The 14,529-nt window shown below is 61.6% G+C and carries 15 protein-coding genes and 1 pseudogene; 4 read left to right on the plus strand and 12 right to left on the minus strand.

The window, feature by feature from the left end; all coding sequences use genetic code 11:
* Window positions 1–41: 41 nt before the first annotated feature.
* The 5 genes from FHT78_RS00240 to FHT78_RS00260 all read right to left on the minus strand — a co-directional run bounded on the left by FHT78_RS00240 (window position 42) and on the right by FHT78_RS00260 (window position 4,047).
* Complete coding sequence (locus tag FHT78_RS00240; RefSeq protein ID WP_348644688.1) at window positions 42–431, minus strand: cytochrome c family protein; 390 nt, start codon at window positions 429–431, stop codon at window positions 42–44.
* A 316-nt stretch (window positions 432–747) separates the two neighbouring features.
* Complete coding sequence (locus tag FHT78_RS00245; RefSeq protein WP_183738904.1) at window positions 748–1,002, minus strand: DUF982 domain-containing protein; 255 nt, start codon at window positions 1,000–1,002, stop codon at window positions 748–750.
* Window positions 1,003–1,094: 92 nt separating this feature from the next.
* Window positions 1,095–1,589 carry a sigma-70 family RNA polymerase sigma factor gene (locus tag FHT78_RS00250; RefSeq protein ID WP_183738907.1) on the minus strand — a complete coding sequence of 165 codons (495 nt, stop codon included), beginning with the start codon at window positions 1,587–1,589 and terminating at the stop codon, window positions 1,095–1,097.
* A 354-nt stretch (window positions 1,590–1,943) separates the two neighbouring features.
* A complete protein-coding gene (locus FHT78_RS00255; protein WP_183738910.1) occupies window positions 1,944–2,525 on the minus strand; it encodes an AAA family ATPase in 582 nt (193 codons plus the stop codon).
* Between the two features lie 163 nt (window positions 2,526–2,688).
* Complete coding sequence (locus FHT78_RS00260; protein WP_183738913.1) at window positions 2,689–4,047, minus strand: extensin family protein; 1,359 nt, start codon at window positions 4,045–4,047, stop codon at window positions 2,689–2,691.
* 221 nt (window positions 4,048–4,268) lie between these two features.
* On the opposite strand from FHT78_RS00260, the pseudogene FHT78_RS29740 reads away from it, so the two are divergent.
* Window positions 4,269–4,481: pseudogene (locus FHT78_RS29740) on the plus strand (DUF4440 domain-containing protein); the annotation flags it as partial.
* A 297-nt stretch (window positions 4,482–4,778) separates the two neighbouring features.
* Window positions 4,779–5,210, plus strand: coding sequence for a nuclear transport factor 2 family protein (locus FHT78_RS00270; RefSeq protein WP_183738915.1), 432 nt, complete (start codon window positions 4,779–4,781; stop codon window positions 5,208–5,210).
* A gap of 90 nt (window positions 5,211–5,300) precedes the next feature.
* On the opposite strand, the gene FHT78_RS00275 is transcribed toward FHT78_RS00270, so the two are convergent.
* Window positions 5,301–7,121 carry a methyl-accepting chemotaxis protein gene (locus tag FHT78_RS00275; RefSeq protein WP_183738918.1) on the minus strand — a complete coding sequence of 607 codons (1,821 nt, stop codon included), beginning with the start codon at window positions 7,119–7,121 and terminating at the stop codon, window positions 5,301–5,303.
* 296 nt (window positions 7,122–7,417) lie between these two features.
* On the opposite strand from FHT78_RS00275, the gene FHT78_RS00280 reads away from it, so the two are divergent.
* Window positions 7,418–7,804: an acyl-CoA thioesterase gene (locus tag FHT78_RS00280; protein ID WP_037103027.1), complete on the plus strand. Its 387-nt coding sequence runs from the start codon at window positions 7,418–7,420 to the stop codon at window positions 7,802–7,804.
* 4 nt (window positions 7,805–7,808) lie between these two features.
* On the plus strand, window positions 7,809–8,393 hold the full coding sequence (locus FHT78_RS00285) for a hypothetical protein (protein WP_183741761.1): 585 nt from the start codon (window positions 7,809–7,811) through the stop codon (window positions 8,391–8,393).
* A 57-nt stretch (window positions 8,394–8,450) separates the two neighbouring features.
* On the opposite strand, the gene FHT78_RS00290 is transcribed toward FHT78_RS00285, so the two are convergent.
* The 6 genes from FHT78_RS00290 to FHT78_RS00315 all read right to left on the minus strand — a co-directional run bounded on the left by FHT78_RS00290 (window position 8,451) and on the right by FHT78_RS00315 (window position 14,458).
* Window positions 8,451–9,623 carry a DUF1501 domain-containing protein gene (locus tag FHT78_RS00290; RefSeq protein WP_183738921.1) on the minus strand — a complete coding sequence of 391 codons (1,173 nt, stop codon included), beginning with the start codon at window positions 9,621–9,623 and terminating at the stop codon, window positions 8,451–8,453.
* Between the two features lie 9 nt (window positions 9,624–9,632).
* Window positions 9,633–11,201, minus strand: a complete 1,569-nt coding sequence (locus FHT78_RS00295) for a DUF1800 domain-containing protein (RefSeq protein WP_183738923.1) — start codon at window positions 11,199–11,201, stop codon at window positions 9,633–9,635.
* Window positions 11,202–11,479: 278 nt separating this feature from the next.
* Window positions 11,480–11,833, minus strand: a complete 354-nt coding sequence (locus tag FHT78_RS00300; RefSeq protein ID WP_183738925.1) for a DMT family protein — start codon at window positions 11,831–11,833, stop codon at window positions 11,480–11,482.
* Window positions 11,834–11,920: 87 nt separating this feature from the next.
* Window positions 11,921–13,123 (minus strand): GGDEF domain-containing protein, encoded by a 1,203-nt coding sequence (locus FHT78_RS00305; RefSeq protein WP_183738928.1) that lies wholly within the window; start codon window positions 13,121–13,123, stop codon window positions 11,921–11,923.
* 244 nt (window positions 13,124–13,367) lie between these two features.
* Window positions 13,368–13,661: a hypothetical protein gene (locus FHT78_RS00310; protein WP_246715015.1), complete on the minus strand. Its 294-nt coding sequence runs from the start codon at window positions 13,659–13,661 to the stop codon at window positions 13,368–13,370.
* Window positions 13,658–14,458 carry a thioredoxin family protein gene (locus tag FHT78_RS00315; RefSeq protein WP_183738931.1) on the minus strand — a complete coding sequence of 267 codons (801 nt, stop codon included), beginning with the start codon at window positions 14,456–14,458 and terminating at the stop codon, window positions 13,658–13,660. Before FHT78_RS00315 ends, FHT78_RS00310 begins: the two co-directional genes overlap by 4 nt.
* Window positions 14,459–14,529 lie beyond the last annotated feature (71 nt).

Genomic DNA, 14,529 nt, shown 5'->3' on the forward strand with positions numbered 1-14,529 from the left:
CGCACGAGAAAGGCTTCAGGCAGCCTCGTGAAGTATTTCCGTTATTTGGAATACTGTTTGAGATAGGCGATGAGATCCGTGATTTCCTGATCGTCCTTCAGGCCGACGAAGGCCATCTTCGTGCCCTTCACCTTGACTTTCGGATTGTGCAGATAATCGCGCAGCGTCGCCTCGTCCCAGACGAGCCCGCCATCACCGGCCGCCTTCATCGAAGCCGAATAGGCGAAATCGGGGTGCGTTCCGGCCTTCCTGCCGAGCACCCCATTCAGCGACGGACCGACCTTGTTCGTATCGGATTCGACGATATGACAGGTCGCGCATTTCTTGAAAACAACGGCACCCGCTGTCGGATCGCCCTCCTGCGCCCCTGACCTGCCAGGGGAAAGAGCAATCACAGATGCACCGATCAGCAGAACGACACGATAATCCACGGCAAACCTCATCCTCCTAAAGGTCGCCCAGCCACTCCCGCCCTCCGCTGGCATTCGCGCGGATCGTGGTTGCGATGGCCAAAAGCTTAATCTTTCGCGCGAGCAAGTCAATCGGCTCCACAATTCGGCACCGGGGTGACGATCGCCACGAAGTCGAAACCGGGCATTCGCGCTTAACAGCGGCGGGGGGGCGCCTGCCTTCGCCCGATTGTTCCTGCGCGTGGGAACTGTAGCCGCCGCCGGATGTTCGTCGCCGCAGCGCTCGTCATGCGGCAGAGCAGCCGCCAAAACTGACATATGATGCATGGCGGCGACATCAGGCTTCGTCGTTGCTCGACCAGCGGACGCCGGCGTCGTCCGCCGCTTCGATGAAGGCTTCCCGCGCCTCGTCGGGAAGAAGCTGGCCTTCCAAGACAGCCGCAAAGCAGGCCAGCGCATGCTCAAAGGCCAGACCATGGGTGACAGGCCATTTTTCGGCAAGAAGCACCGCCGCATGGCCCGTTCCACGCACGATAATGGGGATCTCCTGGCCCGGAAGCCGGATATGCAAGGGTATGGTCCAATCTGGCATGATGAATAGCGCCGCCGCCCAGGATCGATCGTTTCCGCGCCCAAACGCGGCGACCGGGAGAAAGTTCCCGCACGATAATTCCGGCCAATGCGTTAGTGATGGTAGCCAATTTCGTGTGCGATGCGCTGGCGGGCACGGTTCACCCGGCTCTTGATGGTGCCGATCGGGCAATGGAAATGGTTTGCCGCTTCCTCATAGGAGCGCCCGTCCACCAGGATGAAGGCAAAGGCGGCACGATAAGGCTCCGGCAGGTGGCCGCAGGCAGCTTCAAGTTCATGGCCGCGCAGATGCCATTCCTGATCCGCAGGCACACTGCCCTGCGACGAAGCGCAATCCTCCAAACCGAACGTCTCGCGCTGCCTAAGTCGGAAGCGCGTGCAGAAGGAATTGCGCATGATCGTAAACAGCCAGGATTTCATCCTCGTGCCCTGTTTGAACTGCTCTATATTGGCGAGCGCCCTGACTAGCGTTTCCTGCACGAGATCATCAGCATCCGCTGGCGTCCGGTAAAAGGTGCGGGCAAATGCCCTCAGCGCTGGAATGTGCGCGACTATTTCCTGTTGAAGAATTTCGGGGGAATATTTCACGTCCCAGCTCCCTGGCCTTGATATGGATGGCCGTCGAGATGACCCACACTATCGCGGGCCTTCGATATAGAGGGGAAAGGGTACAGACCTCTATTCGTTCCACGACCGAACATATTTGAGAGGAGCCGCGCGGCGGGAAGACTGACGGCATCCGGAGCGCCCCTGACGTCAGCTGCCGTTTTCGCTTGATGCAAAGATTGCCTTGGCGATCTCGGCAAGTGCGACCGGGCTCCCCGATGAGCCTGTAGCCGCCGTATCTTGCGGCACATTCACGTCGACCCGTGTCAGAACTCGATCCAGGTTTCCAGCCGGGCCTTCCGGAAGGATTGTTGGGCACTTGCCGGCGCCGCGCTGTTAGCCGCTCAGTAGGCTCAAGAGATGCTGCACATGCCGATGAACGGCATCCGCACTCTCCTCTGCCGATAGCGAGGTAACATTGAGGTTGAGTTTATTGACATGCTCGGGATTGAGCACCTGCAGCGTCCGGCTGCGTTCCCGCGAGGCTTCGGCATCGACCGATTTTAACCGCTTGCGTCGCTCCGCTATGGCAACCCGCCGCGCCAGTTCCTCCACCTCGCAAAGCAATCGCACCGGCACCAGCAGCGATCGTCGCTGCTCGGCAGCGTCGGCAATCTGGTGGAAGGTTCGATGACTGCGCTCGTCGTCCTGAATGCCGGCATGGGTGAAGATGAAATTGACTGAAGGCGTGCTGAAGGCGACGATCGTATCCAGAACCGCCTGCCGCACCCTGCCCGTCTGCTCCCAGATCTCCTTGGGCAACGGCGTTGTCAGATCATGATCGAGAACGCCGAGCACCGGGTTGTTGACCCAGTGATTGTCGATGATTTTTGCCGAAAGAAGCGGGCTCAACTGCTTGGCGATGGTGAGCTTGCCGCTGCCCGGAAAGCCGATGAGCAGGAGGAAGATGCCGTTCATGGGGGCGCAACTCCGTGAACAGGCCGACGACAACAGGTTTGTGCGAATGAGCGCATGACACCTCTCAAGCTTCAACAAATATTGTTAGATATTGATAGGGCGAAACTGTCGCTGTCACAGTCGGCACCAGCGACGCTGACTCAGACCTCTCCGTAATGTCAGCCTATTTGCAGACGGCTCGTCCGCCCCTGCGCGACATCAGATCGAAGTGGAAATGGTTCCAGTGCTCCGGATTATAGCCGGGGCCGAGCACGGTCGTGAAGTAATTGCAGCTGTCGCTGCGCACGGCCTTCAGCAGGCGCCCTTCGCGGAAGGAGAACAGTCCCTTCTTGCGCACATCGATTTCATGGCCGTCTTTCAGCACGAACTTGCCGACATCGATGGCGTTGCCTTTCGCGTGTTCCGATATCGGATTGTATCTCTGGCGGCTGTTGTTCATGCGCCGGCAGGAATAGCCGCCGAGCGGCTCGATGGTGCGAATGCCGGTCCAGTAGCGGAATCGGGCCGACGGTGCGAGTTCGTTCTTCACCCATTTGGCGAAGGCGAGTGTTACCTGGCAATTCAGAACCACCGCCGGCTTGACGCCGATATTACCCGAAAGGCCCTTCAGCGACACCGGATATGGCACTTGGCATGACGGCCCGTTGGAGATCGGCGGGCGGTCCTCGAAGATCACGCCCATACGCTTCAGTTCGCGCCGACAGGAAAGCTCCGAGGCCGGCATGGCACCGGGATCGACGGGAGTTGCCGGCTCGCTCATCATGGGGTTGTTCGGCCGCAGCATGGCGACCTCTTCCGGCTCATCCTCTTCCGGTACGCGCGTCGGCGCAAGAACCGGGCTGCCGTCGCTCCAGGTCTGCGCGCGGTTGCCTGCGGCGCGCATCGGCGCACGGCTCATCTGGCTGGCTGCGACCGGCTGCGGCATGGTCCGCTGGTTGAGTTGTCTCGGATTATCGGTGCCGATACCGTCGACGACTGGCTGGGTGGCATTGCCCTCGGCAATCTGCTGCTGCTCGTCCTGCGCCAGCCCCACCACCGGCTCGTTATCAGATCCGGCGCCGAGTTCCTCATCCATATTGACGCCCCCTTCGGGAACGGCGAGCGGCTTCACGCCGCCCCAGTTGCCGCCGGATGCCTCTTGCTGCTGGCCCTGTTGCTGGGCGAGCGCCTCGTCGCTGTCGATCATCGGCAAGCGCCGCCGCCCTTGCTGGGGCGTGCCCATGGGCGCCGATGGCTGTGCCGGGGCGCGCATCTGCTGGCCCGTTCCGGCAAGGTTTGGCGTATCGAGATAATCGATCTGGCCCTGCGTATTGCCGACGGGAGCGCTGGCGGCAGGATAGGGTTGCTGGCTCTCGACCGTCGCCATGCGCGCGGCCCCGCGCGCCGGCGTGATGGAGCTAACCCTGGTGCCATGATCGACATTCTCAGGCGGCACCAGGCCGTCGCTGATCGAACAGGTCGTCAATGCCGCAGAAAGCAGGACTGGCAAGGCGGTACGCCGGAGAAGGGAAAGGAACGCCATACTATCGCTTCCGCATGCGGCCTGTGATCGGAAAACCTCGATTCAAATTTAATTAAAAACGGTGAATGAAAGCTTTACGTGTGGAGAATGGTTTATCGTGAGGGTCAACACTCGCTGGAGAGGTATCTCCACACCGCGGGATTAGAGGATGCCCTTGAAAGCCGTTTGGTGAGCCGGTCCGCTCAAGCTTTCCACCGCACATCGCGAAAGGCGCAAACGAAATGAACACACTTGAAATCCGCATCGAAGAAATCCGTGCACGCGAGGAGGCCTTGCATCGGCCGGAGATACGCCGCTCCCGCCAGGCCTTGGAAGACCTGCTGGCGGAGAGCTTTTGCGAATTCGGCGCATCGGTGACAGTTTATCGGCGCGCCGACATGATCGAACTTCTGCTGCGGGAAACCGACAGCGCCGGTAACGGCGAACTTTATTCCGGCGACTATGCCTTAAGACCGATCTCGGCCGATGCTGCTCTGCTGACCTACCGCACATGGCGCAAGCAGGCGGAGATCAGAGCGGCATGTGCTGCGCAGCTCAATCTGGAAATACGACGGACGGCGCTGGCAGATGCTCTTCCACCAGGGCACGCCGACACGGCACTAGCGCCACAAGCGGATCGTCGATCCGGCGCCGGCGCCTCCGCGAAGGCCGGTCATTGCTTTGGGCCTATTGGCATCCCCAGCCGGCACCATACCTACTGCACCATGAGCCCGTACTCAGGAAAACAACCGATGGAAGCGGCAGTAGAAAAATTACTCGAGCGCTACCAACGCCTTTTCCGGCAGGCACTCGCCGGCAAAGCCGATATGGATGAGGTCGCCACCCTCTATGCCTCCGATGTCATCGCCGCCTCGCCTGCCGGAGTCAGGTCCAGCAAGAATGACGATGGACTCAAGCGGATGATGGCGCAGGGTTATGAGCGCTATCGCTCCATTGGCACCAAGGAGATGACGCTTCGGCATATTCGCCTTTCGACGGTCGATGAGAGCCACTGTGTTGCCCGTGTCGCCTGGAGGGCAACTTATGCCCACAAGGACCAACCGGACACCGACATTGACTTCGAGGTCCATTACCTCGTGCAGGTTCTGGATGGAGATGCGAAAGTCTTCGGCTGGGTCTCCGGCGACGAGCAGGCGCTCTTGAAGCAGCATGGTATCGGCTGACGCGCTGCCAGACCTGACCTGTCTTCGGAGGAAAAACATAGGGCCGCGGCAACCAACGCCGCGGCCCTTTGTCGTCACATCAGCAGCCTGTCAAGCCGCCCGGCCGTACTGGGCACCCTGCCCGGCCTGACCGCGCAGCCGGAACTTCGACAGCAGCGCCCGCAGTTGCTGGCTTTCCTCCGCAAGGGTCTGGCTGGCGGCCGTGGTCTCCTCGACCATCGCCGCATTCTGCTGGGTCATCTGGTCCATATGATTGACCGAGGTGTTGATCTCGTGCAGCCCGGTCGCCTGTTCGCGGGCGGCGGTGGCGATGGTGTCGACATGGGCGTTGACGCGGTTCACCAGGGCCTCGATTTCGACCAGCGCATCGCCGGTGGAGCGCACCAGCGCCACGCCGCCTTCGACTTCGGCTGCCGAGCTCGAAATCAGCGTCTTGATCTCCTTGGCCGCATTGGCCGAGCGCTGCGCCAGCTCGCGTACTTCCTGCGCCACAACGGCAAAACCGCGGCCCGCCTCGCCCGCACGGGCCGCTTCCACGCCGGCGTTCAGCGCCAGGAGGTTGGTCTGGAAGGCGATCTCGTCGATGACGCCGATGATCTGGCTGATGCGGCTTGAACTATTCTCGATGCGGCTCATGGCCGAGACGGCATTGCGGACGATCTCGCCGGATTTGCCGGCACTCGTCTTCGTCTCCGCCACCATGTTGCGTGCCTCATTGGCACGCTCGGAGGCAGTGCGCACCGTGGCGGTGATCTCGTCCAGCGCGGCTGCCGTCTCTTCGAGCGCTGCGGCCTGCTGCTCGGTGCGCTTGGAGAGGTTGTTGGTCGCCTCGCTGATATCTCGGGCGCTGTCATTGACGACATGGCTCGATTCCGCGATCGCATTGATGACGCTGTTCAACGCATCGACGGCGGCGTTGAAGTCGGACCTGAGCTTGGCGTAATCCTGGCCGAGATCATCGATTGCAACCGTCAGGTCACCCGCTGCAAGCCGTTCCAGCCCGGCGCCGAGCGCGCGCATCGCCGCCGTCTGGCGTTCGGAGGACGAGCGCAGGCTCGCCTCGTTGCCGCGCCGCTCGCTTTCGATCTCCTGCCGGCGCTCGTCTTCGCGAACGCGCAGTTCCGCCCGCTCGGCAACGGAGTCGCGCAGCACGATCAGCGATTTCGCCATCTGGCCGATCTCGTCGCGCCGGTCGGCGTCTGATATCTCCACGGAAGCGTCTTCGTCGGCAATCGCATTCATAGCGGCCTTCAGACGTGCAACCGGCGTCGTCACGCTGCGCACGATGGCATAGGCGATGGCGAGGGTGGCGATGGCGCCGATCAGGCAGAGAGCCGCGGCCCAGATCGCATTCTGGCGATAGAGCGCAGCAAGGTCATCCGCATAGACGCCGGTGCCGACGACCCAGCCCCAGGGCTGAAAACCTGCCACGTGCGAATATTTCAGCACCGGCTGGTCGGCGCCGGGTTTCGGCCAATAGTAATCTACGAAGCCCTGCCCGTTCGCCTTCACCGTATTGACGAATTCAACGAACAGGAACTTGCCGTTCGGGTCCTTGTTCTGTGTGAGATCCTTGCCGTTGAGTTCGGGCTTGACCGGATGCATCACCATGACAGGATGCATGTCGTTGATCCAGAAATAGCCGGTACCGCCGCCGTAGCGCATCGAGGCGATTACTTCCTTGGCGGCCTCCTGCGCCTGCTCGCGGGTCATCGTGCCCGCTTGCTCCAGCTTGTAATATTTATCGAAGATGGCAAGCGCCGTGGCGTCCATCTGCGCCAGACCGGCTTTGCGCTCGGCCTCCAGCTCCTGATAGGAATAGTTGAGAAAGAAGATCATCGTCGCGGCCAGCACGACAAGCGCGAAGGCGACGAGGCTGTAGAGGCGGGTTGAAATCCTGATGTTGCGCATGGGGTTCCGGCGGCTCTCATATGTGACAATGAACAGATACTGATGGAGGTCGCTTACCGGACGGTAAAACTTGATTAGAATATTTTGAAAAAACGCTGCGTGAGGCGATCAGGCGGCCACGCTGCAACATCAAGCAATTGAATTCAAACCGCATTTAAACGGCTGACGATTTTGCGCAACCAGCCGATATCTTTCGGGCACACGGCCCGAACAGTCGGTTTTGCGGGCCTTCGCACCGCCTGGCCTTTGCATTAGGGTGACTCTACATGAATCACCGGCCAGATAAGGAGCCCTTGATGACCGATGCCGCCAAGCCGACAGGCGAACTCACCTTGCGTACGCTCGCCATGCCTGGAGACGCCAATCCGGCCGGCGATATTTTCGGCGGCTGGGTCATGGCGCAGATGGACCTGGCGAGCGGCATCCGCGCCGCCGAGCGCGCAAGGGGCCGCGTCGTCACCGCCGCGGTCAAGGAAATGGCCTTCGAACTGCCGGTCAAGATCGGCGATACGCTGTCGATCTATACCCATGTGGAGCGCGTCGGGCGCACTTCGATCACGCTGCGAGTGGAAGCCTGGGCGCACCGCTCACGCTACAACCAGCAGGAAAAGGTCACCGCAGGCACCTTCATCATGGTGGCGCTGGACGAGGACGGCAAACCCAAGGTCGTCCCCCAGGAGTGAGATGATGCAGGCGGCCGCGACACCGGAAGTCTACGTCTACATCCGCACCGTGATGTCGATGGTGATCGGCCTCTCGCTCGCCCGCTTGCTGACCGGCCTCGGCGGCATCGTGCAATCGCCCGGCAAGTTCAGGGTCTATTGGGTGCATCTCGGCTGGGTCGCCTCGATGTTCCTGTTCATCATCCATTTCTGGTGGTGGGAGTATCGCCTGCAGTCGCTCGCCGTCATCTCCTTCGGCGTCTACCTCTTCCTCATCAGTTTCTGCTGCCTGTTCTTCTTCCTTTGCGTGCTGATCTTCCCGACGACGATCGAGGATTACGGCGGCTACGAGGAATATTTCATCTCCCGGCGGCGCTGGTTCTTCGGCATGCTGGCTGTGACCTATGTGGTGGATTTTCTCGACACGCTGCTGAAGGGGAAAGCATATCTCGCGGCGCTCGGATGGGAATACCCGGTGAGGAATGCCGTCTATATCGTTCTGTGTATCGTAGCCGCGTGGACGGCGAACCGCCGGTTTCATGCGGTGTTCGTGAGCATTGGCCTCATCTACCAGATTACGTGGATCTTCCGGCTGTATGATTTCATTTGAGGCCTCGCTTCTTCCTCATTGCTGTGTTTGTCACAGAATGAGGGAGGTGAGGATGCCTCAAGCCCGCAAAAACTGCGACCCCTTGTCGAAACTCAGCCCCGGGAAAATGTTCCCAGTCAGGTCCCCGGCCGACACATCGAATTGCCGATAAAGCATCGCCGCCGCCAGTTCCCGCACGTCGGCGGTCGGCATCAGGTCGCGATCGTCGAGCAGGCTGCCATCGGCAATCCCCGGCCATTTACCGAGAATGCGCCCGCCATCGATTGCTCCGCCCGCCAGCACCGCGCAGCCGCCCGTGCCATGGTCCGTGCCGCCGGAACCGTTCTCGCGCACCGTCCGGCCGAATTCGGTCATGGCGAGCACCACCGTCTTCGACCAGAGACCGGCCCCCATCGTCGCCTTCAATGTCGTGATCGCCTGTGCCAGATCCTGCACCGGCCGCTTGAACTGGTTAAGCTGGCCGACATGCGTATCCCAGCCGGTGATTGAGAAGCTGGCAATGCGGTAATCGCCCTTCAGCATGTTGCCGGCAAGAGCCGCCACATCGGTGATCTTCTCGCCGCGCTGGCTGAAAGGTTCAGCCATCATGGAAGCGCTGTTGGCCCGCATCGCCTCGTCCATCGCCTTGGCAAAGGCCGGATCGCCGGCATAGAGGCGCATCAGGAACTGCATCTCGTCCTTGGCAGGTCCGAGATTGGAATCGGAAGCCCAGACATCGACATTGTTGGGGCCCGTCAGGATCAGCTCCGTGGAGGTGTTGACGTCGATCGCCTTTCGCGCCTCCGACCGCGGGATGACGGCAAGCGCCCGATTGAGCCAGCCGGTCCTCTCCTCGGCCACATGCTCGCCGCCGGATTCCAGCATGTCCTGCCCGTCGAAGTGGCTGCGCTGGTCGCGATAGGGCGTCGAAACGGCATGGACGAAAGAAAGCTCCTTCGCCTTCCAGAGCGGCATCAGATCGGCGGCCGCCGGGTTCAGGCCGAAATGCCCGTCGAGATCGATGAGCCCCTTGTCCGGCGTCAGCGCCAAGGTCGGCCGAAAAGCCGCAAAACCGGCATCGCCGTAAGGCTGTACGAGATCGAGCCCGTCCATCGCGCCACGCAGCACGATCGTCACGAACCTGTTTTCGCCTGGCATCGCCGCGAAAGTGACGGGCGTGACGATGGGTGCTGCGGCAAGACAGCAGGCGGAGGCAAGGAAACCGCGCCGGGAAAGCGTAAACTCTGTCATGACAGGCTCCTATCGGCGATTGAATTCGGGAGAAGCGAGCACCAGCGTCAAGCCGCTGATCTTGTTCGGTGTCTGCGACACGACACGGATCGTCTCGTCACGGGCGGCATCGGCGAGCGTTGCTTTCAGGAATTCGCGCGGATCGGCATCCTTGCCGAACTGGGCGTTGGCGCGGCGTGCCCATGACAGGCGCTCCGAAAGCTGGCTTGCGGTAATCCAGGCGGAAAAATTTTCCTCGAAGCCGGCCGGGCTTGGCGGCAGCCACGTCGGCTGGCCCATGCGGCGAAGAGCGCCCTGCCCGAGCGCGCGCGCCATCTGGAAAGCCTTGCGCCGCTTGATCCTGGCCTCGTCATCGAGGCTCGGCGGCGCGTTCATTGCCTGAGCATCGGGCGCTTCAGTATCAGGAGCTTGCGCATCCGGCGATCGCCTATCCGATTCGGCATCCTTCGCCCGCGTCATTGCCATCATGTCGTCGCCATCGCTATCTTCCTGCTGATAGGCCTGCATGAAGGCAGCGACATCGCCCGCGCCCGCGCCGCTGTTCAGCGCCCGAAGCCCGGTGACGATAAAATCGAAAGGCTGGCGCGCCTTGGCGCCCTCATCCCGCCAAGCGGCCGGATGGTCGAGCATGGCACGGTAGACGGCCGATAGCTCGCCATCCGTCTTCTTCCATGCTTCACTCATGGCAGCGATCATATCCTGCGGCGGCTGGTCCGAGATGAAATGCACCGCAAGCTTGCGGCTGATATGCTCGGCCGTCTTCGGATTGGCCGCGAGATCGTCAAGCATCGCGAGATAATCCTCGCGCCTGCGCTTCGCCCCGCCATAGCTCACACCGAGCACTTCATGTCTGCCGGGCTCGGATATCTGCGGGCGGAAGTCCGTCTCCATCTCCTTCTGGTCGACGGTGAGCCCGGTCAGCACCATGGCCGCCGAGCGCACGTCGGCCTGCGTATAGCCGCTGCCGGCGCCGAGTGTGTGCAATTCCAGAAGCTCGCGGCCGAGATTTTCGTTCAGTCCCTTATTGCGCCGCATGCCGCCTTGGGAATCCGGCCCGAGCGACTGGGCCTGATCGAGATAGATCAGCATGGAGGGATGCTCCGTGGCGCGGCGCAGCAGCGTTGCGAATTTCCCGCCCATGTAAGGCCGGATTGCCACTGCCTCGTAAAGCGGCACGATCAGCCGCATTGGCAGGCTCTTGGCGGCACTCGTGGAAAAATGATTGGTCCAGAAGGTCGCGAGCCGCTCGTTGAAACCATCGGGCGAAAGCACCGCCTGCATCAGCCGCGCATTGGCATCCATCTGGAAGAGCATCTGCGCGTGGCGCTGCAGAAGCCGCCGCTGCTGCCGGCGATCGAGATCGTCGCCATCGGTCTGCCGGATCTGTTTCAGCCGGTCCTGCAGGTCGAGCAGCGCAGCACGCCGCGCCTCGATGCCGCCGACCGGAAAGCGCGGCACGCTGCCGGCACCGCGCGTTACCTGCGCGATCAGATCATCCTTGGTTTGCGGCAAGGCCTCGCCCGGCCGCAACCCATAGCCGAAACGGATCGCCGCCATCGTCGGAAAAGACAGGCTCATGACCACTCACCTCCTCATCACCAGACGGTGACAGGGTCTCAGCCAATTGCGACGGCAGTCTGTAGGAAATGCGGCGATTTTCCGACATGGACGATTTGTAATCTATTGAAATCGTTAGGATAGACAGGTTGCATCGCCGCATTTGCCACGCTGCCTGCCCTTGCGTCGTCGACTTTGTCAAAGCCTGCGAAGCGGCGGACACACAGGTCGAACCTGTCGTCATCGTCTGGTAGTGGCGGCCGGCGACAGAGTCTCCAGCCTCCCGGGCAGATATCCCGTCAACCCCGGAAGATGAAGGACGCGCCGATAGCAATCAGCGCAAAGCCGATGGCATGGTTCCAGGTCAGGTCCTCGCCAAGCCAGAAAATCGAGAAGCCGGCAAAGACGATCAGCGTAATGACCTCTTGCATCGTCTTCAGCTGCGCCGTCGAATAGACGGCCGAGCCGATGCGGTTGGCGGGAACCGCCAGGCAATATTCGAAGAAGGCGATGCCCCAGCTGGCGAGAATGGCGAGGAAGATCGCGCTGCCCTTGTGCTTCAGATGCCCATACCAGGCAAAGGTCATGAAGATGTTGGAGGCAAAGAGCATGATCACCGGCCAGAAGGCGGCCGGGTTGAGCGAAAACGGCATGGGCTGATCCTGTAGGTGAAGCCGAAAGTGGACCGCACGGTTAGCAGCGGTTTTCAGGCAATCAAGCCTTGATCGACTAATATTGCCTCAGCCGCCGTGCTTTTCCGATGCGCGATAAAGACGCGGGCTCGACATGTCGCTGGGCGGCTCGCCCTCGACCATCACCTTGTTTCGCCCTGCGTCCTTTGCGGCGTACAGCGCCTTGTCGGCCCGCGCGATCTGCTCATAGAGAGAATGATCGGCAGAATTGGCGGCGGCGACACCGAAGCTTGCGGTGATCCCGCCGTCGAAACCGATCGGCCCGCCGTCGAAGCCGTTCGGCTTGCGGTTAGCGCTGGCAAAGGCAAGACGCAGCCGGTTGGCGAAATCGGCAGCCGAAGCCAGCGGCGTTGCCGGCAGGAAGATCACGAATTCCTCGCCACCGAACCGCGCCGCAAAGCAGCCCTCCGGCAGCCGCGCCTGCAGCATCTCGGCAAAGGCGCGGATCACCTCGTCGCCGGGTCCGTGGCCAAACGTGTCGTTCACCCATTTGAAATTGTCGATGTCGCAGATGATGACGGCGCCTTGCGCCCCTTTCCTCTCCTCGACCATGCGATCGAAGCCACGCCGGTTCAGCATGCCGGTCATCGGATCGCGCTCCGCGGCGTCGCGATGCGCGGCGATCGTATCGAGCGTCGTTGCCGCAAGCGCCGAAAGCGCAAACATCAGCGCCAGGATGGAAGCCGTCGCCTGCATCGTGAAGGCATATTGCGACGAGATGAAATCCTCGTGGCCGCCATAAGATGGCACGATGAAGACGAAGACCACATTGCGGATGATGATATCGGCAACGACGAGGCCGGAGACGGCAAGCAGCAGCTTGTCAGCCGCATGGCGCATGTGCCGCAGACTGACAGCGACAGCAAAGCCGAGCAGCGCCACGCAGGCAAGATCGTTCAGCAGGAACTCTGCTGGAATGCTGACGGCCACCAGCGCCGCATAGAGCATGCCCGCATACATCAACCCGGCAAAGGCAAGACGCAGCCGGAAATAGGAAGGCCGTTTGAAACGGGCGAGCACTGCGCCGGAATAGAAAATGAACGCGAGAAGGAACAACGCATCGGCAATGGCAGAGGCGGTGCGCTCTTCAAGCAGGCTATCGAAAAGCGGAACGGAAAACGCGGCCGCAGAGAAAAGATAGCCCGGCCCCCACAATTTCGCTTCCCGCGACCCGAACCGGCCGACGAGCAGGAAGGTGCAGCCGAAAATCAGCATCATGACCGGCAGCAGGAAGGCGAAATTACTATCCATGACCCCTCGCGGCGGACGCAATACAGAACCGGCGCTTCAGAGACGGTAGGACAATGATCTTAAAAAAGGAGAAACCGGCCGGGATCAGAAATTCGGACCAGAACTAGGCATTACGCAGCGGTCGGATGCCCGCAAGGCGAAGACGGACACGATGACCATCGCTGTCCGGGAGCGATTGCATCGGCGCCCCTCCTCGGCGGCGGCCCAGCAGGAGAGAGGCGCGTGCCCAGCACAGCCCCGCCTTTCAGGTCTTGGGAGCGCAGGGGGCTTCGTGTCTCTCGCCGCCCATCCACCGTAACCACGGCCCGACATGGAACAGGCTCATCAGCCCATACATGGCCGCCATGCCGCTGAAGGCCGATGCGCCATGCATCGGCATTCCGCCCATCGAGCAGATCATGTCTACCGCCTGATCGCTTGCCGAGAGCGCAGCCATCACGGCAAAGGTGGGCGCTGCCGCAAGCGATAGCCCGCGCGCGATACCGGGCAGAAGCGGGCCGGCGCTGAGGCCGGCCCCCATCTTCGAAGGCGTGCTCATACCCCTGCCTCGTAACGGTCGTGGTGACGCCACCACACACCCGTTTCGTTGCGCCCCAGCGGTGCGCGGTCGAGCAGCTGGTACATGCCCCAGATCCCGTCCAGCCCGCGGGCATAGGAGGAGTAGCTGTGGTAGATCTCGCCGTCCTGCAGGACGAAGGCGCTGAGGCCGGGGCGGTCGCGGGTGTAGGTGGAGATATCGGTGCCCGTCGTTGCGGCCATCTGCGCCACCGGGCCTTCGCCGCCGCGCAGCTCCCATTCCTGTACCCTCTTGCCGGCCTGCGCATCCGGGTTCGGCGGTTCGCGGCGATAGTTATATTCGATGCTGCCGTCGCGCTGTTCCTGCAGCGTGAACACCACATTGAAATCACGGTTGAAATCGCTGCTGGCCGACGAGGCCCAGTCGAAGGTCCAGCCCATACGGCGCTTGAATTCCAGGAGTTTGGCCAGCGGCGCGCGGGAGATGGCGGTAAAGGCGACATCGTGATTTTCCAGATGCACGGTGACGCCGTTGAAGCCATCGGCGATCGCCGAGCAGGATGGGCAGCCGGCCGTATAGTCCGGCCCGAACATGAAGTGATAGACGAGCAGCTGCGAGCGGCCCTTGAAGAGTGCCGAAAACGGCACGATGCCGGCTTCGGTCTCGAACCGATAATCCTTGTCGATCTTCACCCAGGGCAGCTCCTGGCGGCGCTCGGCCAGTGCATCGCTGCGGCGCGTCAGATCCTTCTCCTCGTCGAGCAGCGCCAGCCGCGCCTGCAGCCATTCCGCCCGTGTTCCGGTCTTGTGCATCACCATGGATCTTCTCCTCACTTTACGTTGAAAGGTCAAAGCCGGCGGGCCGTTGCCTGCCGATGGGGAATAAACTA

It is taken from the genome of Rhizobium sp. BK196 (assembly GCF_014193255.1).
GTDB lineage: Bacteria > Pseudomonadota > Alphaproteobacteria > Rhizobiales > Rhizobiaceae > Rhizobium.